22 protein-coding genes are annotated in these 22,407 nt (G+C 47.7%); all 22 read left to right on the top strand.

Translation table 11 applies throughout. The features are described 5' to 3' along the window. The first annotated feature begins 50 nt into the window (after positions 1–50). Positions 51–854, top strand: a complete 804-nt coding sequence (gene dapB, locus ABGV42_RS26215; protein WP_347384340.1) for a 4-hydroxy-tetrahydrodipicolinate reductase — start codon at positions 51–53, stop codon at positions 852–854. Between the two features lie 11 nt (positions 855–865). Next, on the top strand, positions 866–1,306 hold the full coding sequence (gene mgsA, locus ABGV42_RS26220) for a methylglyoxal synthase (RefSeq protein ID WP_347384341.1): 441 nt from the start codon (positions 866–868) through the stop codon (positions 1,304–1,306). Beyond that, positions 1,303–2,001, top strand: a complete 699-nt coding sequence (gene bshB1 / locus ABGV42_RS26225; RefSeq protein WP_347384342.1) for a bacillithiol biosynthesis deacetylase BshB1 — start codon at positions 1,303–1,305, stop codon at positions 1,999–2,001. The genes mgsA and bshB1 overlap by 4 nt, the downstream gene beginning before the upstream one ends. A 99-nt stretch (positions 2,002–2,100) precedes the next feature. Further along, on the top strand, positions 2,101–3,261 hold the full coding sequence (bshA, locus tag ABGV42_RS26230; RefSeq protein WP_347384343.1) for an N-acetyl-alpha-D-glucosaminyl L-malate synthase BshA: 1,161 nt from the start codon (positions 2,101–2,103) through the stop codon (positions 3,259–3,261). A gap of 34 nt (positions 3,262–3,295) precedes the next feature. Further along, entirely contained in the window at positions 3,296–4,627 is a 1,332-nt protein-coding gene (locus ABGV42_RS26235; protein ID WP_347384344.1) for a CCA tRNA nucleotidyltransferase, read from the top strand. After that, on the top strand, positions 4,614–5,591 hold the full coding sequence (locus ABGV42_RS26240) for a biotin--[acetyl-CoA-carboxylase] ligase (protein WP_347384345.1): 978 nt from the start codon (positions 4,614–4,616) through the stop codon (positions 5,589–5,591). The genes ABGV42_RS26235 and ABGV42_RS26240 overlap by 14 nt, the downstream gene beginning before the upstream one ends. Positions 5,592–5,926: 335 nt before the next feature. Beyond that, on the top strand, positions 5,927–6,802 hold the full coding sequence (gene panB / locus ABGV42_RS26245) for a 3-methyl-2-oxobutanoate hydroxymethyltransferase (RefSeq protein WP_347384496.1): 876 nt from the start codon (positions 5,927–5,929) through the stop codon (positions 6,800–6,802). Continuing rightward, entirely contained in the window at positions 6,799–7,695 is an 897-nt protein-coding gene (gene panC / locus ABGV42_RS26250) for a pantoate--beta-alanine ligase (RefSeq protein WP_347384346.1), read from the top strand. Before panB ends, panC begins: the two co-directional genes overlap by 4 nt. Next, on the top strand, positions 7,688–8,071 hold the full coding sequence (panD, locus tag ABGV42_RS26255) for an aspartate 1-decarboxylase (protein ID WP_347384347.1): 384 nt from the start codon (positions 7,688–7,690) through the stop codon (positions 8,069–8,071). The genes panC and panD overlap by 8 nt, the downstream gene beginning before the upstream one ends. A 92-nt stretch (positions 8,072–8,163) precedes the next feature. Next, a complete protein-coding gene (locus ABGV42_RS26260) occupies positions 8,164–8,790 on the top strand; it encodes a tetratricopeptide repeat protein (protein ID WP_347384348.1) in 627 nt (208 codons plus the stop codon). A gap of 160 nt (positions 8,791–8,950) precedes the next feature. After that, positions 8,951–11,821 (top strand): ATP-dependent DNA helicase DinG, encoded by a 2,871-nt coding sequence (gene dinG, locus ABGV42_RS26265; protein ID WP_347384349.1) that lies wholly within the window; start codon positions 8,951–8,953, stop codon positions 11,819–11,821. Between the two features lie 188 nt (positions 11,822–12,009). Beyond that, positions 12,010–12,663: a redox-sensing transcriptional repressor Rex gene (locus ABGV42_RS26270; protein WP_095292800.1), complete on the top strand. Its 654-nt coding sequence runs from the start codon at positions 12,010–12,012 to the stop codon at positions 12,661–12,663. Then, positions 12,650–13,954, top strand: coding sequence for an amidohydrolase (locus ABGV42_RS26275; RefSeq protein ID WP_347384350.1), 1,305 nt, complete (start codon positions 12,650–12,652; stop codon positions 13,952–13,954). Before ABGV42_RS26270 ends, ABGV42_RS26275 begins: the two co-directional genes overlap by 14 nt. A 44-nt stretch (positions 13,955–13,998) precedes the next feature. Further along, positions 13,999–14,529: a hypothetical protein gene (locus ABGV42_RS26280; RefSeq protein WP_347384351.1), complete on the top strand. Its 531-nt coding sequence runs from the start codon at positions 13,999–14,001 to the stop codon at positions 14,527–14,529. 299 nt (positions 14,530–14,828) lie between these two features. After that, positions 14,829–15,356 (top strand): hypothetical protein, encoded by a 528-nt coding sequence (locus ABGV42_RS26285; RefSeq protein ID WP_347384352.1) that lies wholly within the window; start codon positions 14,829–14,831, stop codon positions 15,354–15,356. Further along, positions 15,349–16,851: an AAA family ATPase gene (locus ABGV42_RS26290; RefSeq protein WP_347384353.1), complete on the top strand. Its 1,503-nt coding sequence runs from the start codon at positions 15,349–15,351 to the stop codon at positions 16,849–16,851. The genes ABGV42_RS26285 and ABGV42_RS26290 overlap by 8 nt, the downstream gene beginning before the upstream one ends. 133 nt (positions 16,852–16,984) lie before the next feature. Then, the gene (locus ABGV42_RS26295; protein ID WP_347384354.1) at positions 16,985–17,857 is read left to right on the top strand and encodes a 3-hydroxyacyl-CoA dehydrogenase family protein; all 873 of its coding nucleotides are present in this window, start codon (positions 16,985–16,987) and stop codon (positions 17,855–17,857) included. Beyond that, a complete protein-coding gene (locus ABGV42_RS26300; protein WP_095361895.1) occupies positions 17,854–19,059 on the top strand; it encodes an acetate/propionate family kinase in 1,206 nt (401 codons plus the stop codon). Before ABGV42_RS26295 ends, ABGV42_RS26300 begins: the two co-directional genes overlap by 4 nt. Positions 19,060–19,160: 101 nt before the next feature. Beyond that, positions 19,161–20,456 (top strand): asparagine--tRNA ligase, encoded by a 1,296-nt coding sequence (gene asnS, locus ABGV42_RS26305; protein WP_095292784.1) that lies wholly within the window; start codon positions 19,161–19,163, stop codon positions 20,454–20,456. A gap of 17 nt (positions 20,457–20,473) precedes the next feature. Further along, entirely contained in the window at positions 20,474–21,172 is a 699-nt protein-coding gene (locus ABGV42_RS26310) for a DnaD domain-containing protein (RefSeq protein ID WP_347384355.1), read from the top strand. A gap of 130 nt (positions 21,173–21,302) precedes the next feature. Beyond that, positions 21,303–21,941 carry an RNA polymerase sigma factor gene (locus tag ABGV42_RS26315; protein WP_347384356.1) on the top strand — a complete coding sequence of 213 codons (639 nt, stop codon included), beginning with the start codon at positions 21,303–21,305 and terminating at the stop codon, positions 21,939–21,941. Beyond that, the gene (locus ABGV42_RS26320) at positions 21,934–22,386 is read left to right on the top strand and encodes a hypothetical protein (RefSeq protein WP_347384357.1); all 453 of its coding nucleotides are present in this window, start codon (positions 21,934–21,936) and stop codon (positions 22,384–22,386) included. The genes ABGV42_RS26315 and ABGV42_RS26320 overlap by 8 nt, the downstream gene beginning before the upstream one ends. Positions 22,387–22,407 lie beyond the last annotated feature (21 nt).

Consider the following 22,407-nt stretch of genomic DNA (forward strand, 5'->3'; position numbering starts at 1 on the left):
ATGAATTTTCAAATGACTGAACCAACATACAGTGAGGAGATGCAGCCAAGATGAGTGAAGTAATAAGAGTTGCCGTAATCGGAGCGGCTGGCCGGATGGGCCGGGAAGTGGTGAAGCTGGTTCTTCAAGACCCGGAACTGGAGCTTGCTGCCGCGGTTAACCGCTCCGGCGCAGGTATTGATGCCGGAACCCTGGTCGGCCTTCCCGAATGCGGAGTACTTGTAACCGATGATATCGAAATGGCTTTTGCAGAGACGAAACCGCAGGTCATGGTTGATTTTACAATACCTCAATATGCTTTCGCTCATACAGAACTTGCGATCCGTTATGGAGTCAGACCCGTCATGGGCGTTACCGGCTTCACGACGGAGCAGATTGAACAACTGGACAAGCAGTGTCAGGACAAAGGAATCGGAGGTTTGATTGCCCCGAACTTTTCCATTGGTGCCATTTTGATGATGAGATTTGCGGCACAAGCGGCCAAACATATGCCAAACGTTGAAATCATTGAGTACCATGGGGATCAAAAACTGGATGCGCCTTCAGGCACAGCGATTAAAACGGCTGAACTGATTGCAGCCAACCGTGAGGAACTCCGCCAGGGTAACCCGAATGAAGAGGAAACCATTGATGGCTCTCGCGGAGGGTATTACAACGGATTCCGGATTCACAGTGTTCGTTTACCAGGTGTGTTTGCGCAGCAGGAAGTGGTATTCGGTGATTTTGGTCAAACGCTCAAAATTCGTCATGATTCTTACGAACGTGCAGGTTACATGCCTGGTGTTAAAATCGGTGTACAGAAGGTTATGGAATATACAGGACTCATCTATGGATTTGATCACTTTATCGACTAAAGGAGATTGTCATGTTGAAAATTGCATTTATTGCCCATGATCGCAAAAAAGAAGAGATGGTTAACTTTGTGACAGCATATGAACCCGTGTTTACAGACCACCAATTGTATTCGACAGGCACTACCGGACTTCGCATTATGGAAGGAACGTCCTTGAAGATTCACCGGTTTGAATCAGGTCCTCTTGGGGGAGACCAGCAGATTGGTGCTTTGGTTGCGCAGAATGAGATGGATCTGATTATTTTCCTGCGTGATCCGCTGATGGCTCAGCCACATGAACCGGATATTAATGCATTGCTTCGTCTGTGTGATGTACAGGGCATTCCGCTCGCAACCAATATTGCAACGGCTGAAATTCTGGTTAAAGCATTGGATCGCGGCGATTTTGGGTGGAGAGAGCTCGTTCATAAATACAAACCGGAAGCCGGAGTTAATTCGGGTGATTCCGAATGAGTCTCGATATTCTGATTTTCGGGGCACACGCAGACGATGCGGAGATTGGAATGGCGGGAACGATCGCCAAACATACTGCAGCAGGAATGAAAGTCGGCGTGTGTGATCTGACAAAAGCAGAAATGTCGTCCAACGGAACTGTAGAGCGCAGAGCCGAGGAAGCGGAGGAAGCCTCCCGCGTCCTCGGTCTTTCGTGTCGAACCAATCTGGGTTTGCCAGATCGTGGTTTATACATAACGCCTGAACACATTCAGGCTGTAACGGCTGAGATTCGTCGGCATGCCCCCAAAATTGTATTTGCACCCTATTGGGAAGACCGTCATCCGGATCATGTGATGTGCAGCAAGCTTGTGCAGGAAGCGGTATTCAATGCCAAGCTGCGTAATTATATGCCGGAGATGCCTGCTACCCCAGTGAAGGAACTGTATTTTTACTTCATTAACGATATCGGTCCGGTGGATTTGATTGTGGATATTACGGAACACTATGAGCAAAAGGAACAATCGCTGCTCAGTTATCGTTCCCAATTTGAGGTAGGGGCAGGAACGGTGTCTACCCCGTTAAATCAGGGGTATATTGAACGTGTAAGAGCTCGGGACTCCTTGCTGGGTCAGCGGAGCCTGATTCCCTTTGCAGAAGGGTTTGCGAGTAATACACCTTATGTCGTTGGGCAGTTTGGTGCAGCATTCAGATAATACCTTGCTGCGCTTGCTCTTATCATAATAATATATATGTTGAATTCCGTTGCATTACATCAACTCGCACACGCGGGAGATTAAAGGAGCGTCCACCGGATGGATCATAAGCTAAAGATTGGTATCACCTGTTATCCGTCCCTCGGAGGGTCTGGCGTTGTCGCAACGGAGCTCGGCAAATTGCTTGCCGAACAGGGGCATCAGGTTCATTTTATTGCGAATAGTATTCCGTTCCGATTGGGTACTTTTCAGAAAAATATTTTTTACCATGAAGTTGAAGTTAACGATTATTATGTATTTCGCTATCCACCATACGATCTGTCCCTGGCAACCAAGATGGCTCAAGTGGCCAAAGCCCAGCAGCTTGATCTGCTGCATGTGCATTATGCAGTTCCGCACGCCGTATGTGCCTTTTTGGCCAAACAAATGGTGGGCGAAGATCTGAAGGTTGTTACTACTCTGCATGGTACAGACATTACTGTACTTGCACAGGATGAATCCCTCAAAGATCTCATTCGGCTTGCAATCAACGAAAGTGATGCTGTAACTGCAGTTTCACAGGATTTGATTCGGGAAACGGTTGAGCTTCTGGACATTCAGCGTCCGATTGATTTGACATACAATTTTATCGATAAACGAATTTATTATCCTCGGGATGCGGCCAGCCTGCGCCGAGATTTTGCAGCACCGAATGAGAAAATATTGATGCATATCTCCAACTTCCGCCCGGTGAAGCGAACACAGGACGTTGTAGAAGTTTTCCGTCAGGTTCAGGAGCAGGTTCCAGCCAAATTGCTGTTTGTTGGAGAAGGACCGGATTTGCCTAAGATCCAATGGAAAATCAATGATATGGGCTTGAATGACAAAGTTCATTTTCTGGGCAAGCAGGATGACATCGCACAAGTCATTTCCATGGCAGACATCCTTATGCTTCCTTCCGAGAAAGAGAGCTTCGGGCTTGTGGCCCTGGAAGCGATGGCATGCGGTGTGCCGACCGTCGGATCACAGGCAGGAGGAATTCCTGAACTCGTATTACACGGGAAAACCGGGTATTTATCGCCGATCGGCGATACACAGTCCATGGCTGAAAACGCCATTCGGTTGTTGACTGACGATCGACTGGCAGCTGATTTCAGGGAAGCCTGTCTTCATAGGGCACATCATGATTTTTGCAATGATGCCATCCGTCATGAATATGAACAAATATACTATCGGGTGCTGGGAAGAGAAGTTCCCGATCTAAAACCCGTTTGCGGCTGAGCTGCCATATATACGATAGAAGCAGCGATACAGAATGATTAAGCAACAGGCAAGTAATGAGGTGATTGGTTTGGTGCAATGGACAAAGGTAGATCTCGAAATGGCTGAGCAGAGTGAACAGGTGCTTCTCAAGTTGAACGAGGAGGGCTATGATGCCTTTTGGGTTGGTGGCTGTGTTCGGGATGAGCTGCTGGGACGCAATGTAGATGATATGGATATTACAACCTCGGCATCTCCCGAACAAGTGATGGAACTGTTTGCGGATTGTATTCCGACAGGACTTCAGCACGGGACGGTTACCGTACGTTCAGGCGGTTATTATTTCGAAGTCACAACATTTCGCACGGAATCGGAATACAAAGACAATCGAAGACCGTCTGAGGTTCAGTTTGTCAAGGATATCAAAGAAGACCTGCAGCGTCGTGATTTTACGATGAATGCTCTTGCCATGGACAGAAACGGCACAATCGTTGATCCGTTTGGCGGGCAGGTGGATATTCGTGAAGAACGGGTTAGATGTGTGGGTGCAGCGAGTGAGCGATTCGGTGAAGATGCACTTCGCATGCTTCGGTGTGTTCGGTTTGCTTCGGTTTTTGACTTCAATATTGCCTATAACACGTGGAAAGGTCTCGTGAGGCAGAGAGACTTGCTACAACATATCGCCATGGAACGAGTCCGTACCGAGATGGTGAAAATGATGGCTGGTCCTCATCCGCTGAGAGGTTTGGAATTGCTGCTGCGCAGCAATACACTGGAATATGTCAAGGCTCCCGTTCAAGGTAGCCGCTTCAACCAAAATCTCCTGCCCCAAATTGGTGATTTGATAGAAGATGATGTCTTGCTGCGCTGGTCGCTGCTGCTAATCGCAGGTCAGTACACGAAGGATGAAGCCGATGCGTTACTGCGAAAGTGGACATTTTCCAACGATGATCGTTCGCGGATTACAGGGGTTCTTCAGGTTGAGGAGTTAATAAAGACGGTGGTGCAGGAAGATAAGGACCAAGTAGCATTACGGTCTGAGTGGATTGTAGCCGTATTGACATGCGGACGTCGGGCCGCTGCGGACTGGCTCAAGATCCAACCTCTTCTTCCTTCCGGTATCCTCCATTCAGCGTCAGCAGAGAAGTCATACCAACAGATTCTTGCTAACGCAGCCGAGTGGAGTCGATCCATGCCGGTGCATGAGCTGAAGGATCTCCAGATTACCGGGGAGAATGTTCTTGGACAGCTCCAGCGCAAGGGTGGGCCTTGGCTGGGGCAGTTGATGAAGTACTTGTTACGTGAAACAGCGATCGGAAATATAGCGAATCAGCATGAAGCGCTGACCGCTGAAGTGAAGCGGGTGGCTGCAGATGACCAAGCATGAAGAACTGTTACATATGTTGCTGAATGCGGATGGGCAATTTGTGTCAGGCGAAGAAATCAGCCGGAACCTATCCATTAGCAGAACGGCAGTCTGGAAACATGTGAACAAACTACGCGATCTTGGGTACGAATTTGAGGCTGTCTCCCGTAAAGGATACCGCCTCCTTACGAAACCTGACAGCATTGATGCCGCAGGCCTTCAACTGGCTCTGCAAACGTCTGTCTTTGGGCGTAAGACACTTATCTTAGATTCAACCTTGTCTACGCAAGGCGATGTTCAGCAAATGGCTGAACAGGGACAGGCAGAAGGTGCCGTAGTCCTTGCCGAGGAACAAACGGGCGGACGGGGGAGATTCGGTCGCAAATGGTATTCACCGCCTGGCAAGGGCATATGGATGAGCATATTGCTGCGTCCGGAGCAGCCGCTACGGAATACGCCGCAGCTGACATTACTGACCGGTGTAGCCGTCTGCCGGGCCGTCCGTGCCCACACAGGGGCAGATGCAGGCATCAAATGGCCGAATGACCTTTTGATTAACGGTCGCAAAATGTGTGGCATCTTGCTTGAGTCTGCGGTTGAAGATCATGAACTGCGATACTGCATTGCAGGCATCGGGGTGGATGTTAACTTTGAACTGTCGGATTACCCGGAAGATCTGACTTCCATTGCGACTTCGATCAAAGTCGAGACTGGGCAGCAGGTGGATCGGACGAAGTTGACCGCTGCGATTTTGAATGAAATGGAACATCTTTACGATTTGTATCAAAGGGAAGGTTTTGGTGTAATCGCATCATTGTGGGAAGCCCTCTCCGTTTCGATTCATCGGGAAGTTAAGGTTTCGAATCCTCAGGGAGATATTGAGGGAACAGCCATTGGGCTGGATCCTTCAGGGGCATTGATTGTAGAGAAAAGCAGCGGCGAACGCGTAATCGTGGTATCGGGAGAAATATCTTTGATGGATTGAGGAAATTGTCGAATTTCCACTAAAATAATGAACATAATACGTGAAGTTTGAGCTGATCTTTGGTATACTGTGTTCGTGAGGCGATATCGGCTATTGCAGACCGAATTGCACTCCGGCAACAGTATGCCTTATTGGCTTGATGATGAACAGATGCATAGCAAAATGGAAGATGTGTTAAGTGAGTTGTTGGATTCTGCTCTGAGCCGAAGAGGACCGAGACAGAAGGGACGATCGCAAGTGACTCTTTTTTGACTTTTCGGGACCTTTTTAGTGGAAAACTAAAAGGTTTTTTTGTTGCGTTTTGAATTGAAAAGGAGAAAGGAGCCATGACGAAAATGGCTAACAAACAAGCGTTGAATATTGTGAAAATGAAAAAATATAAACAGGATGGTGTGCCGCTGAGCATGATTACGGCTTACGATTATCCAACGGCTCTGCTGGCGGAGGAAGCAGGCATTGACATGATCTTGGTCGGGGATTCACTCGGCAACGTCGTGCTGGGATATGATTCCACTCTGCCTGTAACCATAGACGATATGGTATATCATACTCGCTCCGTTGTACGAGGAGCAGGCAGTACATTCATCGTAGCGGATATGCCTTTCATGACCTATCACGGCAGTGTCGATGAAACGCTGAAGGGTGTTCGTCGTCTGATGCAGGAAGGTCATGCGCATGCAGTCAAAATGGAAGGCGGCGTGGAAATCGCGGAAACCGTCAAAGCTGTGGTGCAAGCGGGCGTACCTGTTCTGGGACACATCGGACTGACCCCGCAATCGGTGAATCAGATCGGGGGGTACCGGATTCAGGGTAAGGATTCAGCGGATGCCAGAAGATTAATGGATGAAGCGAAGGCACTCGAAGCAGCGGGAGCCTTTGGCATTGTGCTTGAACTTGTTACCGAAGAAGTGGCAAGAGCTATTTCGGAGGAGCTCTCGATTCCTACAATTGGTATTGGAGCTGGACGAGGATGTGACGGCCAGGTTTTAGTATTCCACGATGTGGTTCAGTATGCATCTCCTTACATGCCGAAACGCTTTGTCAAAACATATGGAGATGTGGGCACTCTGATCCGGAACAGCATTGGAGCTTATGTTAAGGAAGTCAAAGATCGTTCCTTCCCTGCGGAGGAGCATGTGTTTACCGCCGCAGACGGCGTTGTGGATCAGCTGTATGGACATCGCAAAGAAAAGGTGGAGAGCAACTCATGAAAGTGATTCGGACCATCGCTGAACTAAGACAGGAGCTTGGTTTGAAGCGTCAAACCATTCAATCCAAAGAGTCCATTGTAGGCTTGGTGCCTACGATGGGATACCTTCATGAAGGTCATGCAAGCCTGATGCAAACTGCCAAACAACAGAGTGATATCGTCGTATTGAGTATTTTTGTGAATCCGATTCAGTTTGGACCAAATGAAGACTTTGACAGCTACCCTCGGGATGAAGCCAGGGATGTGGAAACGGCACGTGCGCAGGGAGTGGATATCGTATTTATTCCCTCCGTTGAGGAGATGTATCCACAGCCAACACAAACGACGGTATCCGTGTCACGTTTGACTAACCGGCTGTGCGGTGCTTCGCGTCCAGGACATTTTGATGGCGTGACAACAGTAGTATCGAAGCTGTTCAACATCGTGCAGCCACAGCGAGCATTTTTCGGAATGAAAGACGCACAGCAGGTAGCAGTCATCCAACAAATGGTCAATGATTTGAATATGCCTGTTGAGATTGTTCCATGTCCGATTGTACGGGAGCAGGATGGCTTGGCACTTAGTTCACGTAATGTCTATTTGAGTGCTGAAGATCGCCTGGAAGCTCTGGTCTTGTCCAAGGCCCTGCGTGTGGCTCAAGAAGCAGTAGATACAAGTGCTGACACGACTGCTGCGGATATACGGCGTATTCTGCGTGAGAACATCGGGCGTTCGTCCCGTGCTGTTATTGATTATGCCGAGATTCAGGCTTTTCCGAGTCTGGAGCCGCTTGCTGATCAGGAAAAAGTGCATGGACGAGATGATATCCTGATTGCGCTGGCTGTGAAATTTGGCAAAACGAGACTGATAGATAATACAAGATTGCAAAGAGCGGAGGTACTGTCCCATGTTTAGAACATTGATGAAATCCAAAATTCACCGTGCCACCGTTACGGAAGCCAACCTGAATTATGTGGGGAGCATTACCATTGATGAAGATCTGATGGAAACGTCTGATCTGATGGAAAATGAAAAAGTACAAATTGTAAACAACAACAATGGTGCACGGCTCGAGACCTATGTAATCCCCGGACCACGAGGCAGCGGAGTAATCTGTCTGAATGGTGCAGCTGCACGTCTTGTGCAGCCAGGAGACACGGTTATTATCATTTCTTATGCAATGATGTCTCAGGAAGAAGCTAATTCGCACAAGCCAACAGTGGTTTTTGTGGATGGTCAAAACAAACCAGTGCAGACGATGAAGCAGGAAGTTCACGCGACAATTATGTAATCCACTGGTAAGGGGAATGAAATCGGTCCACCTTGCAAAAAATGAGTACAGGTCACGCACTAATCCATTTTTTCAAGGGTGGGGATGCATCGATGTTCCAGCATGTTTTCGCCGAAATGAACGACATGTTAGATGAAATTATCAAGCGCTACCCTTCCGCTGAGGGTCTGAACAAACAGGAACTGCTGCAAAAGTGGAACTTGCTGAAGCGGATGAGTGACGGGATGATTGATGAGTGGCTGATGTTTGAGGAGAAGATGAGTCAGGTCAGGGATTTGGAACAACCGGTGACGCTCCAACCGGAACAGGAAGCAGTCACGGCTCTGCCTGAAGTCCATTTGGAATCCTTTAGCCGCGGTCAAGGATATTTCAAGTTACAAATGTATCCGCAGGCGATTGTGCAATTTTCACAAATTATTGCCGAATATCCGGACAGTGCACTGACGCGGTACTATCTGGGACTTGCGCATATGAACCTCAATCAAACCACGGAAGCGGGAAGTCACCTGCGGCTAATCGTGCACCTGAATGGTTCTCCGAGGCTAAAGGGGCTAGCCTGCAATGCTCTGGGCTGCCTCGAAGCCAAGCTGGCGAATCCCAAAGGAGCATGTTCCCTGTTTGCACAGGCACTCCAGCATGACCCGACGTTGACCGAACCGTTGTATAACATGGAAGCCTGCAGGCTGAACAGCGGACAACTGCAATATGGAATAAGCTGACCTTACTTCAAATTGAAGTGTAGTGCAGCGGCATCAAGACGGTGTTTTCTCCTTATATATCTTGGAGGAAACACCGCCTTTTTTGTCAGTTAATTTTCAAATGCCCGTTTTTTTGCTATGCTGTAACATAGACTGGAATGGAAGGGACTTGTACATTGCAATGAAATTTGCCGTATTGGATTTCGAAACAACCGGCACGCAGTCCGACGGTGAGATTATACAAGCCGGACTTGCCATTATAGATCATGACTACAGCATAACTCAAATATATAGTTCTTATGTAAACCCTGGTGTGTCTATTCCTCCGTTTATTACGGGATTAACCGGGATTACGGACGAAGATGTGGCGAACGCTCCCTCACTCGAAGAGATGATGATGGAGATGGTTCCGCTGCTAGACGATGTTGTCCTTGTGGGACACAACGTGGCTTTTGATTTTCATTTCCTTCAGAATGCACTCGATCGATGCGGCTACTTGCCATTCACCGGACGCATTCTGGATACCATTGATTTTCTTAAAATTTCATTTCCTTCACTTGGTTCTTATCAACTGGGGTATGTATCTTCAGAATTCGGATTCCAGCATGACCGTCCTCATCAGGCAGACAGTGACGCCCTGGCAACAGCCTATGTGCTCCTGAAGTGTTTGGACGAATTGCGTCAATTGCCATTGATTACGATACAGCGTCTCAGCGACCTGTTTGCACCTGAGGACAGCGATCTGGGCTGGTTCTTCGACGGCATGCGCAGTGAGAAGGAAGCAGAGCCCATACAGGATCTAGATGGACATACGTATTACCGCCAATTGGCCTTGAATGTGAGTGACTGGACCGAGATCGGTGCTCCACGCGATGAACGTGAAGGTAATCCGCTTGAAGGTGTAAGTTTTGAGCAGTATATGGATCAGGTCCGGGCCAATCTGCAGGATACACTGGATCACTATGAAGAACGCGAGGCACAGACACAGATGTTCAGCAGTGTAAGGCAAGCGCTGGACGAAGAAAAGCATTTGTTAATTGAAGCAGGTACGGGTACAGGGAAATCCCTGGGGTACTTGCTGCCGGCGATATATGAAAGTGTGAAGCAGGAACGAAAAGTAATGGTTAGCACGCATACAATCAACCTGCAGGAACAGCTTCGGGAGCGTGATATCCCGCTGCTGACCAAAGTGGTTCCTTTTCCGTTTAAGGCTGCCGTGTTCAAAGGTCGGGGACACTACCTGTGTCTGAGGAAGTTTGAGCACAAGATCAACAAACGTGAGTTTGCTACACCGAAAGAAGATTATTTTACAGCCGCTCAAATGATTGTGTGGCTCACCCAGACAGAGACTGGAGATGATGAGGAGCTTAACCTCAGTGCACGCGGTGGGGACTTCTGGGAAACGGTACAGAGTGAATCGGAATCCTGTCTGGGACGTTCCTGTCCGTGGTTCAGGAAGTGCTTCTACCACCGGGCGAAGCATGAAGCAGGATTGTCTGATATCGTCATTACGAATCATTCCAAACTGTTTACGGATGTAAAAGCAGCTCATCAGCTGCTCCCTGCTTACGATAGTCTTGTCATTGACGAGGCTCATCATCTCGAGGATGTGGCGGGTAAGCACTTGGGTCTACACATGAAATATTTCACGTTGGTTCATACCCTGACCCGATTGTTTAAGGATAGTCGGAACGGTCAGCTTCCCATGCTGCGTACACAACTGGCGGGTCATGAGAATTCGGTGCAGTGGGGCTCAGTCATTGACCAGATGTTCCCGCTTGCTGTTGAAGTCAAAGAGATGTGGGATCGTTTGAGCGATGCCTTGTTTAGCTTGCTGCCTGAGCGGAGTGATGCTTCTCCGGGTGAAACGGGGCAATTTTCCCTCAGACTGAAGCCTTCAATGAAACCGGCGAAGTGGCAGGAGCTGCAGGATTACGAAAACCAGATTTATGTCACACTGGGGGACTTGATCCGTAAGGGAGACAAGCTGCTTCTTGAAGTCAAAGAAGACCAGGACGATTATCAATCGGATAGCTTGATCACGGACATTACAGGTCTGCTTAAGGATTTGGCAACGCTCAAAGAGAACCTTCGATTCTTCATGCGAATGGATGATGCCAAAACGGTATACTGGATGGAGGCGAGCGGCCAATTCCGCAGCAAATCACTGCAGCTCTATGCGGTTCCTGTTGATGTTAGTGCACAGCTGAAGGACATGTTCTTCGATAAAAAGAAAAGCGTTGTCCTTACTTCGGCTACGCTCTCTGTCGATAAGTCATTTCAGTTCATGATCGAACAGCTTGGCTTGCAGGAAGCGGCTGACAATAACCGTTTGCTGACGTCCATGCTGCCGTCACCATTCCGATACAGGGATCAGGCACTGCTGGTGATACCTCGTGATTTCCCAAGCGTAAAGGGCAGTGTTGGTGATGCTCACTTTGTCGACATGCTCGTAAGATCTCTGGCTGAAACGGCTATTGCGACACGAGGACGCATGATGGTGCTCTTTACTTCATACAGAATGCTGCGGCAGGTGTATGACCCATTAAAAGAGGCACTGTCGGGTAACGATATTTCGCTGCTCGGTCAAGGTGTGGACAGTGGCAGTCGTTCCAAGTTAACCCGCAGGTTTCAGGATGCGAAAGCAACGGTACTGCTCGGCACCAGCAGTTTCTGGGAAGGGGTCGATATCCCTGGAGAGGCGCTAACCTGTCTGGCCATTGTCAGATTGCCCTTCCAGCCACCGAACCATCCTCTTGTCGAAGCGAAGAGTGAACTGCTGCAGGAACAGAAAAAGAATCCGTTTATGAAGCTGTCTGTTCCACAGGCCGTAATTCGTTTCAAGCAGGGATTCGGAAGACTTGTCCGTACGGCAAAGGATCGAGGCATTGTCATCGTTTACGACACACGGGTGATTGAGTCTTATTACGGAAAGTATTTCTTATATTCATTACCGGGTCCCAAAATGGAGCATATGCTGACGGAACAGATGGTTCCCCGGATTAGCGAGTGGCTGGAAACACCAGCACAGGACCAATCTACTGTAAATTAGGTATGACGTCGTTGCGCAATAAGGGCTTCTCGCTGTAAACTTTATTAGAGTGTGGATCATCCTTGGAGCACTTTTAATTTTATATTTCATAAGGCATCTTGCATGATTTCATTCGGAGACGAAAACGGTTATGCGGGATGCTACATTTTTATTTATCTATCGTGGCCTTGGTAAGGGGGAGCAATGTAATGAAATCAGATAAAATTTCGGAAGCTGTGGTACGCAGATTGCCTGTTTACTTACGTTATTTGAGTGAACTGCATCAACGTGAGGTAGGCACGGTGTCATCACAGGAACTGGGACTACGCCTGGATCTTAATCCTGCCCAGATTCGCAAAGACCTTGCATACTTTGGGGACTTCGGTCGCAAAGGCATTGGATATGACGTATCGTATCTAATCGAAAAAATCCGTCATATCTTGAAAATTGATCAGCAAATCAATGTTGCTCTGGTCGGGGCGGGTAACTTGGGACATGCATTATCCAATTACAATGCCTATCTGAAAGACAACATGAAAATTGTTGCTGTTTTCGATGCATACGGCCCTAAGATCGGCAGTCAGATTAACAGCTTGAAGGTACAGCCCATGAATGAACTAACGGATTCGGTCAAAAAAGATAATATTCGTATTGGCATCATTACCGTTCCGGATACCGAAGCTCAGAACGTAGCCGATCAGCTCGTGGAATCCGGCATTGAAGCGATTCTGAACTTTGCACCAACCATCTTGAAAACACCACCGCACGTCCGTATTCATCATGCTGATTTTACAACGGATCTGCTTAGCCTGGCTTATTATCTGGAGAACGGAAAGGACGACGAGGAAGATGACGACAAATAGATGGGTAATTCATAACGGCAAATTTGCTGTGAATCAGGGTACGGAATGGACTGTGGTTCAAGGATATATGGTCGTTGAAGACGACAAGATTGTGCATATTGGTGAGACACTGCAAGATGGAGATGAGAACCTGCCGAAGGTTGATGGCAAAGGACTGGTCTTTTTGCCGGGTCTGATCAATACGCATGGTCACGCAGCCATGTCGCTTCTGAGAGGTCATGGGGACGATCTGGCCCTGCAAGTATGGCTTCAGGAGAAAATGTGGCCTATGGAGGCGAAAATGACGTCTGAGGACGTGTATTGGGGTACCTCCCTTTCTGTATTAGAAATGCTGAAAGGCGGAACGACTGCATTTCTGGATATGTATGACCATATGGACCAGGTGGCGAAGGTGGTTGAACAATCCGGTATCCGGGCCGCATTGGCACGTGGTGTTATTGGTCTCTGTTCTGAAGAAGAGCAATTGCGCAAACTGCAGGAATCGGCTGCGTTTGCACGCGAGTGGAACGGACAAGCTGGTGGTCGAATTACGACGATCATCTCACCGCATGCGCCGTATACTTGCCCTCCGGATTACATAGAGAAGCTGGTACAGGTTGCACATGATCTGGATCTGCCGCTGCACACCCATATGTCGGAAACCCTTCGCGAAGTCGAACAGAATGTAACGGATTATGGTCTGCGTCCAGTAGCACATTTGGAAAAGCTCGGTTTCTTCTCTCGTCCTTCTCTCGTAGCTCACGCTGTGCATTTGAATGATGAGGAGATTGAAATTCTGGCACGCCATGATGTAGCGGTCTCTCACAATCCGGGAAGCAACCTGAAGCTTGCTTCGGGTGTTGCGCGAGTTCCGGATCTGCTGAAAGCTGGAGTAACCGTATCTCTGGGAACAGACGGACCTGCAAGCAACAACAACCTGGATATGTTTGAAGAGATGAGACTGGCTGCTTTGATTCATAAGGGCGTATCCGGTGACCCAACAGCGGTACCAGCGGGGGAAGCGCTGCTGCTCGGAACGGGGTATGGTGCCAAATCCATCTTCCTGAACAATACGGGAGTACTCCAAGTAGGCATGAAGGCTGATTTCATTGCGCTAAATATTGAACAAGCACACTTCTATCCGCACACGGATCTGATCTCTCATACCATTTACTCCGCTTCAGCCAAAGATGTGGAGCATGTGTGGGTCGACGGCAAGCAGCTGGTGAAACATGGCGAATGTCTTACTATGGATGAAGAGCGCATTCTGCGCGAGTCTCAACTTGCATTTGACGGACTGCTCGCCCGTTAATTTCAGAATAGCAGCAGCGTCATAGGGGAAAGGAAGTACCGCTTTTGAAAAGAAAAAAGAAATGGATATGGATTTCGCTGCTCATCCTGATTTTGATTCTGTTTGGACTTCAGCGCTTTTATATCTATATTACCCAAGACCAGCGCAATGAAGAAGCACTAGCTATTCAAGCCGCACAGGAGCAGCTCGGGATAACTTCTTATGACGATCTCCGAAAATACGTCTGGGGTCAAAAAGAAGGCGAAGACAACATTTACTGGACGATGATGGCCAAAAATAAAGATAATCAAGACATCGCAGTTTGGGTCAAGTTTGATGCAAGCAATAAACCGGTCACAGGTAGTAATGCTGTGCACAGTGAATTGTTGCAGAACGGGTTGTCGGAAGCACAAGTTCGCAATCGATTCAGCACAGAAGTACCTGGCGGAGAGATCAAACGAATTATGCCTGGTGTCGTCAATGGCATCTATGTCTGGCAAGTTTATTACAATGACGACACACATAACTATTATCGATTCTATCGCTTCAGTAATGGAGAACAGGTTGATTTGGTCTATACTATTCCAAACAGCTAAACATATATTAAGAGGACTTTTTAGGTAAATTCTTCAAAGAACCGGCAGACGGAACCCCGTCTGATCCGGTTTTTTGGCGTATCTCAAAAATTATTCTGGATTTGAATAGTTAAAATTAATAATTTATTCATATTTTCGCCTTCGAAATTGTATATACGATGTGATATACTCAAATATGTATTCAAGAATACATTAAACAGGAATAAAACCTGTTGGGCACATCACAGGTCATTCGTACACAATTCATATTATGCCTATAAGCTATAGGGATGAGCCAAAATTTGGGAGGGGAAACTCACTTGAAGCTAAAAGTATTGCCTATTGCTTTAACTGCCGTCATTTCAGCCGTTGTGTTGTTTGGAGGTTGGTTTGTGTATCGTCAGGTGGCCATGCAGAATCCGATTGAAAAAATGGTGACCCAGTATGAAGGGGTTAATGATGTTCAGTTAACTATTAACCGTAATGATGTACAATTGAAACTTGATTTGCAACCAAATGTAGATTTGGGCAGATTGGTTCAATATATTCAGAAAGAAGGACAAACCCTGATCGGCTCCCGCGCATTGAAACTTGACGTGGTCGATCATTCGAACGAAGCCCTGGAGAACTGGTGGGGCGATGCCATGTTTACCGTTGCTCAAGCCATGGAGAACAAGCAATACACCGAAATTACACCTACATTATCCAAGATGGCGACCAATGGGATTCAAGTGAATACAGCCATGGATGACAATAACGTATATGTAAGTCTTAGAGACGGAGATGCCAGCAAGTTTATTATTCTGCCGCGTGTACCCGGCCAGATAGGAGTGTGGCCTAATGCCTAAATGGACGAAGGAAGTTGCCATTGGATTTGTCCCTGTGTTGATTATCTTTCTTGCTTTTATTGGCGTGAATATTTTCCCGATTCTGATCGCAGCAGCAGTTGTAGGCGGATTGCTGCTTATGATGCAGATGCGTGGTGGTATTACGGTTGGAGCAGGTCAGGAACGCAAGCGGAAGAAAAAAGGACCTTCCAAACTGACATTTGAGGAAATCGGCGGCCAGGAAAGTGCCAAGCAGGAGCTGCGTGAAGCGCTTGATTTTCTCATCCGACATGAAGAAATCCAGAAGTTCGGTATTCGCCCATTGAAAGGTATCCTGCTTACAGGACCTCCAGGAACAGGGAAAACACTGATGGCCAAAGCGGCTGCGCATTACACAGATTCCGTATTTGTTGCAGCTTCAGGCAGTGAGTTTGTTGAAATGTATGTCGGTGTCGGCGCAGGAAGAATTCGTGATTTATTTCGTGATGCTAGAACGCGTGCGGCCAAAGAAAATAAAGAGAATGCCATTATCTTCATCGATGAGATTGATGTTATTGGCGGTAAACGTGAAGGCGGTCAGCAGCGTGAGTATGATCAGACGCTCAATCAGCTGTTGACGGAAATGGACGGAATTTATACATCCGAAACACCTCGCATCCTCGTTATCGCAGCAACAAACCGTAAGGAAATGCTGGACAGTGCCTTAACCCGTCCGGGACGTTTTGACCGTCATATCCAGGTTGACCTGCCTGACAAGAAAGGTAGAAAGCACATTTTGGAGCTCCATGCAGTAAATAAACCTCTGATGGAGGGTGTGAGCCTGGAGAAAACAGCGGAGGAATCCTACGGCTTCTCGGGTGCACAGCTGGAAAGTGTCATGAATGAAGCGGCAATCTACGCGATGAGAGATGGGCTGCTCAACATTGAACAGCGCCACTTGTCTCTGGCGATTGATAAAGTCATGATGGGTGAGAAAACGGATCGTGAATCCAGTGTCGAAGAGAAAAAACGGGTAGCTATTCACGAATTGGGACATGCCATCATGGCAGAACTCGTTCGTCCGGGCAGCGTGAGCCAGGTTGCTCTCAGCCCGCGTGGACAGGCACTCGGTTATGTACGTCACAATCCGCAGCAGGAGCAATTCCTATACACCAAGCGCTTCCTGGAAGAACAGATTATGATCGCACTTGGCGGTGCAGCAGCTGAGGAAATGTACTATGGTGGTCGCAGTACTGGTTCACGCAATGACTTCGAACAGGCAACCAATGTAGTACAGACGATGATGGCATCTGGTCTAACTTCGCTCGGTATAGTAAACATGGATATGGTTACAACGGAAGAGCTTATGCGCGAAAATAAAATGATACTACAGGATCTGATGGATCAGACCAAACATCTGCTTGAAGAACAACGGACAATTTTCGACAATTCATTGGATACGCTGATGAGAGAAGAAGTTTTGTCTGGCGAGCAATTTCGTTGTCAATTTCGTGACAGCGCCCTTTTACCGGCATAATTTATTTATGCCGGTTATTTTTTTTTACATTTCACTCGTGCTAAGATATTATTATATGTTGGGTCGAAATTTGTAATTTTCGGCGAACAGGGTACAATAGAGAAATAGAGAACCGAAAGGATGGAGCAGAACCATGTTTTTTAAAAAAATAGGAGTTGTCGGCGGCGGCACCATGGGACAAGGCATTTCCCAAATGCTTGCAGCCAAAGGACTTGATGTGCTTCTGGTGGAGCACACGGCCGAGAAGCTTAACCATGCATACGACATGATTGAAACAAACCTCGATAAGCAATTGGAGAAATGGGCTATCACCAAAGCCGAGAAAAAATTGATTCTTTCCCGTATTACCAAAGTAGCTCATCTGGCAGAACTGGGATCATGCGATATGGTTATCGAAACGATCTCGGAAGACCTGGAAGCCAAAAAGGCGGTTTTCGGCCAATTGGATCAAGTTTGCCCGAGCAACGTTATTCTTGCAAGTAACACATCCACGCTGAGTTTGACCGAGCTTGCAAGCTCGACCAAATACCCAGAGCGTGTTATTGGTATGCACTTTATTCACCCGGTTTCCCGGGTTGACCTTGTAGAGATTATTCGTGGTTTGAAAACATCTGATTCCACTTTCGATGAAACAAGAAGATTTGTGGAAGAGGTTGTAGATAAAAAAGGCGTAATGATCTATGAATCCCCTGGTTTCGTTACTTCCAGACTGATTTGCCTTTTGATCAATGAAGCTCTTCACGTTCTTCAGGAAGGCGTTGCTTCTGCTGAAGATATCGATGATGCAATGCGTATCGGATACAACTTCCAGCATGGCCCGCTTGAAATGGCTGACCGTTTCGGATTGGATTCCGTTGAAGCTGCACTGGAAAGAATGTTCCGTGAATTCGGAGAGCTCAAATATCGTCCTTCTACTGTATTGAAGAAAATGGTACGTGCAGGACATCTCGGTGTTAAGACGGGCGAAGGATTCTTCAAGTACGACAAGGATGGTGACCGGCTGTGAAAATACTCGTAATCAACGCGGGGAGCTCCTCGCTTAAATATCAATTGTATGACATGACGGATGAGTCCGTACTCGCTAAAGGACTGGTTGAACGGATCGGGATGGATTCCTCCATTCTTACGCACAAACCGACTGGCCGTGAGGATGTTACAGAAGTCAGTGAAATTTTGGAGCATACAACGGCAATTCGTAAAGTTATCGATATTTTGACAGATAAAGAAAACGGCGTGCTCGGTTCAGTCGATGAGATTCAGGCTGTTGGACACCGTGTCGTTCACGGCGGGGAAGCCTTCAAGGAATCCGCACTGGTTGACGATGCAGCGAAGGCTGAAATTCGCCGCTTGTTCGATTTGGCACCACTTCACAACCCAGCAGCAATGATGGGTATTCGTGCGGCTGAACTTAATATGCCAGGTGTACCTCAGGTCATGGTATTTGATACAGCATTCCATCAAACGATGCCTGAAAAAGCATATCTGTATGCGATCCCTCGTGTACTATACAAAAAATACAAAGTGCGTCGTTACGGTGCCCATGGTACCTCCCATGATTACGTGAGCAAGACTGCGGCAGAGTATCTGGGACGTCCGGTAGAAGATCTTAAAATCATCACTTGCCACGTGGGTAACGGAGGCAGTGTAACGGCAGTTAAAGGCGGCGTGTCTGTGGATACTTCCATGGGTATGACTCCGCTTGAAGGTCTGATGATGGGAACACGCAGTGGTGACCTTGATCCGGCTATCGTACCTTATGTGATGAACAAGGAAGAACTGAGCGTGAGCGAAGTGAACTCCATGTTGAACAAACACAGCGGACTGCTGGCCATCTCCGGCATCAGCAGTGACATGCGTGAGATTACAGAAGGAATGGAGAACGGTGATGCGAACTCCACCCTTGCATTCGAAATGTACGAATATCGTTTGCGTAAATACATCGGTTCGTATGCGGCTGCTATGAATGGTGTGGATGTGATCGTATTTACTGCAGGTGTTGGCGAGAACTCCGTAGTGCTTCGTCAAAAAGTATGCGAACAGCTTACTTACCTGGGTGTTGAAGTAGATGAAGCACTCAATGCCATCCGCTCCGGTGAACCGCGCCGGATCACAACAGCAAACTCCAAGGTGGAGGTTCTCGTTGTACCTACCAATGAAGAATTGGTGATTGCACGCGATACACACCGAATCGTATTGAATTCTAAGTAATCTAATTGTAAAGTGAATATAGCATGTCAAGGAAGTGCAGGGGACAGGCTGAGGCCTGCCCGCTGCATTTTCAAATTTAGGAACCAAGGGGAGATATGGGCATGAGTACGGATTGTGTAATTCGTAATGTGAATGAGCATGTGGGCGAAACCGTGAAGATCGGTGCCTGGATTAATAACAAACGTTCCAGCGGCAAAATTCAATTTTTGCAGCTGCGTGATGGAACCGGATATATTCAAGGGGTAGTCGTAAAAAGTGAAGTTAGCGAAGAGGTATGGAATGATGCCAAAAGCCTGACGCAAGAAAGTTCCCTGTATGTAACGGGAATTATTCGTGAAGAACCGCGCAGCGCATCCGGATATGAAATGACGGTTACGGGCGTCGAGATCATTCATTTGACTGAAAACTATCCGATTACACCGAAAGAGCATGGTGTTGATTTCTTGATGGATCATCGTCATTTATGGCTCCGTTCCACGAAACAACGTGCGGTTATGGTGATTCGTGCAGAGATCATCCGTGCAGTTCAGCAGTTTTTTGATGGTAACGGATTCACACAGGTTGACCCACCGATCCTGACACCTTCGTCCGCTGAGGGCACGACGAACCTGTTCCACATCAAATACTTTGATGAAGATGCTTATCTTACTCAAAGTGGACAATTGTACATGGAAGCGGCAGCCATGGCGCTGGGTAAAGTATATTCCTTCGGACCAACGTTCCGTGCCGAGAAATCCAAAACACGCCGCCATCTGATCGAGTTCTGGATGATTGAGCCGGAAATGGCATTTGTGGATCACGAAGAAAGTTTGCGAGTACAAGAGAAGTTCATTGCACACGTCGTTCAGTCTGTCGTGAAAAACTGCCGGGCAGAACTGGAATCCATCGGGCGTGACGTATCCAAACTCGAAGGTATCGTAGCTCCATTCCCGCGTATTACGTATGATGAGGCAATTGAGTTCCTGAATGGACAAGGCTTCGATATTCCTTGGGGAGAAGATTTCGGTGCTCCTCACGAGACGGCCATTGCGGAGAAGTATAATACACCTGTATTTATTACACATTACCCGGCTGGGATCAAGGCATTTTACATGAAACCGGATCCGAATCGTCCGGAAGTGGTACTCTGTGCTGACATGATCGCACCAGAGGGTTATGGAGAAATCATTGGTGGATCCCAACGTATCGATGATCCGGAGTTGATGCAGCAGCGCTTTGAAGAGCACAAGTTGTCCGACGAGGCGTATCAATGGTACTTGGACCTTCGCAAATACGGATCGGTACCTCACTCCGGATTCGGTCTGGGATTGGAGCGGACAGTAGCATGGATCTGCGGATTGGATCATGTACGTGAGACAATTGCATTCCCTCGTATGCTCTACCGTCTGTACCCTTAATGATTAATCGCGAGTCTATGGAAGAAACCGGCTCCAAAGCGTGGCTCAGTGGCGTAGCTTACGGGTTAACATCTGGGACAGCACAGCTCCCGTATGCTTTGTTGCGTTTTTATCACCAACTCGGATTGACAGATTCCGAAGTTCTTCTGCTGATTCAACTGCTTGGCTACCGTCAGGCTGAATTCAATGAGTTTCCTACCCTGGAAGAGCTAGCCGGTCGTATGGGGATAGGCCCTGAAGGCATCGCCAAAATGCTCCAGCGCTTAATGCGGGATGGGTATATTTCCATTGATGAGCATCGGGACGAAGAGCGGGATATTCAGTATGAGCGTTACGACCTGCATGGATTGTATGCCAAACTTGCGACGTGTGTGGCTGAAGATGCCGCAGTAGCAAGGCAGCAGCAACTGAGCATGACTGCACGTCCGAATTCGAACAGTGTTCAAATAGAAGAAGAACGTAATATGTTTTCCATCTTCGAAAAAGAATTTGGTCGTCCGCTTTCACCCATGGAATGCGAAACGATCTCCAGTTGGCTCGATCAGGACCGGTATCAGGAAGAACTGATTTTGATGGCCCTGAAGGAAGCCGTATTTGCCGGCAAAGTGCATTTCCGCTATATTGACCGCATTTTGCTGGAGTGGAGTCGTAACCGGGTGAAGAATGTTCAGGACGCGAAGGCATACACGCAGCGGTTTCGCAGCGGCGGACGCTAGTCCACCGTGCAAAGGAGAATCAAGGAACAGGCCAGAAGTTATTCTGAGCCTGTTTTTTGTATTTTTGGAAGGTACTAAACATGATTATAATAAAGTGATGGATGACCGCATCATCTTTTCAGACAATGCTATGATATTAAATTTTAAAAAATTTAATAAATACGCAGGGGTAGCCCAGAACGTTGTCGTCTATTGTAGTGGAGAGGAGGGGAGAGTCATTGACGAAGCGCGCATAATCGAACAAATCCGTCAAGGGGATGCATCCAAGTTTCGCTTGTTGATCGATAAGTACAGCCAGCATGTATACCATGTGGCATATTCCGTATTAAGGAACGATCAGGAAGCGCAGGATGCAGCTCAGGAGGCGTTCATTCAGATGTATAAATCTCTCCCCGACTACCGTTCCGAAGGCTTCAAAACGTGGCTTACCCGAATTGCCTTTCACAAAGCCATTGATGCAAAACGCAGGTTAGGCCGGCGAAGCAGTGAAGATCTGGGTGGAGAAGAACGAATAATCAACCTGCCTGGAAGCGAAGAAGATATTCTGGCCCGTCTCGTTCGGGAAGAACGCAAAGAAACACTGCGTGAACGAATCAATCAACTGCCTGCCCAGCATAGGGACATTATTACTGCGTATTACTTAAGCGAAAAAAATTATGAGCAGATCGCACATGATGCCCAGGTGGCTGTCAAAACCGTGGAATCCCGTTTGTACCGTGCCCGGCAGTGGATCAGAAGTCATTGGAAGGAGGATGAGTGGCGTGAGTAAAAATGAGATGTACAGTGTGCAGAACTGGACGGACTATATTGAAGGACGAATTACCGGGGACCAAGCGATAGGCATGGAAAAGGCAATGATGGAAGATCCGAAAGCCATGGATAACTATCTGGAAGCGATGGGTATTCATCAATCGTTGCCACAACTGGACAACCCGGCCCACTTCGCTGATTCCATCATGGAGCGTATTACGGATGTGGACCTTTCAGGACGCAAGCGCATATCACGTTCGGGACGGAGCAGACGCTGGCTGGAGCACAAGGTGTTTCATTATGCTGTAGCGGCTTGCCTGACGCTGATCTTCCTCTCTTCCGGGGTGTTTGACAAGGTAGCACCTTATCACAAGTTCCATGAAGGCGAGCAGAGGGGATCTTTCACACAAAAATGGACGGAGGCAGCCACTTCATGGCTGGATAACTTCAAGCCTAAACCATAAATCATACGCATTGCCTGAAAA

The sequence above is a fragment of the Paenibacillus pabuli genome, from assembly GCF_039831995.1.
Lineage (GTDB): Bacteria > Bacillota > Bacilli > Paenibacillales > Paenibacillaceae > Paenibacillus > Paenibacillus pabuli_C.

Bases quoted from the DNA above. Each gene is read 5' to 3' on its own strand.
- dapB (WP_347384340.1), top strand. From the start codon at position 51: ATGAGTGAAGTAATAAGAGTTGCCGTAATCGGAGCGGCTGGCCGGATG.
- mgsA (WP_347384341.1), top strand. From the start codon at position 866: ATGTTGAAAATTGCATTTATTGCCCATGATCGCAAAAAAGAAGAGATG.
- bshB1 (WP_347384342.1), top strand. From the start codon at position 1,303: ATGAGTCTCGATATTCTGATTTTCGGGGCACACGCAGACGATGCGGAG.
- bshA (WP_347384343.1), top strand. From the start codon at position 2,101: ATGGATCATAAGCTAAAGATTGGTATCACCTGTTATCCGTCCCTCGGA.
- ABGV42_RS26235 (WP_347384344.1), top strand. From the start codon at position 3,296: ATGATTAAGCAACAGGCAAGTAATGAGGTGATTGGTTTGGTGCAATGG.
- ABGV42_RS26240 (WP_347384345.1), top strand. From the start codon at position 4,614: ATGACCAAGCATGAAGAACTGTTACATATGTTGCTGAATGCGGATGGG.
- panB (WP_347384496.1), top strand. From the start codon at position 5,927: ATGGCTAACAAACAAGCGTTGAATATTGTGAAAATGAAAAAATATAAA.
- panC (WP_347384346.1), top strand. From the start codon at position 6,799: ATGAAAGTGATTCGGACCATCGCTGAACTAAGACAGGAGCTTGGTTTG.
- panD (WP_347384347.1), top strand. From the start codon at position 7,688: ATGTTTAGAACATTGATGAAATCCAAAATTCACCGTGCCACCGTTACG.
- ABGV42_RS26260 (WP_347384348.1), top strand. From the start codon at position 8,164: ATGTTCCAGCATGTTTTCGCCGAAATGAACGACATGTTAGATGAAATT.
- dinG (WP_347384349.1), top strand. From the start codon at position 8,951: ATGAAATTTGCCGTATTGGATTTCGAAACAACCGGCACGCAGTCCGAC.
- ABGV42_RS26270 (WP_095292800.1), top strand. From the start codon at position 12,010: ATGAAATCAGATAAAATTTCGGAAGCTGTGGTACGCAGATTGCCTGTT.
- ABGV42_RS26275 (WP_347384350.1), top strand. From the start codon at position 12,650: ATGACGACAAATAGATGGGTAATTCATAACGGCAAATTTGCTGTGAAT.
- ABGV42_RS26290 (WP_347384353.1), top strand. From the start codon at position 15,349: ATGCCTAAATGGACGAAGGAAGTTGCCATTGGATTTGTCCCTGTGTTG.
- ABGV42_RS26295 (WP_347384354.1), top strand. From the start codon at position 16,985: ATGTTTTTTAAAAAAATAGGAGTTGTCGGCGGCGGCACCATGGGACAA.
- asnS (WP_095292784.1), top strand. From the start codon at position 19,161: ATGAGTACGGATTGTGTAATTCGTAATGTGAATGAGCATGTGGGCGAA.
- ABGV42_RS26310 (WP_347384355.1), top strand. From the start codon at position 20,474: ATGGAAGAAACCGGCTCCAAAGCGTGGCTCAGTGGCGTAGCTTACGGG.
- ABGV42_RS26315 (WP_347384356.1), top strand. From the start codon at position 21,303: ATGATATTAAATTTTAAAAAATTTAATAAATACGCAGGGGTAGCCCAG.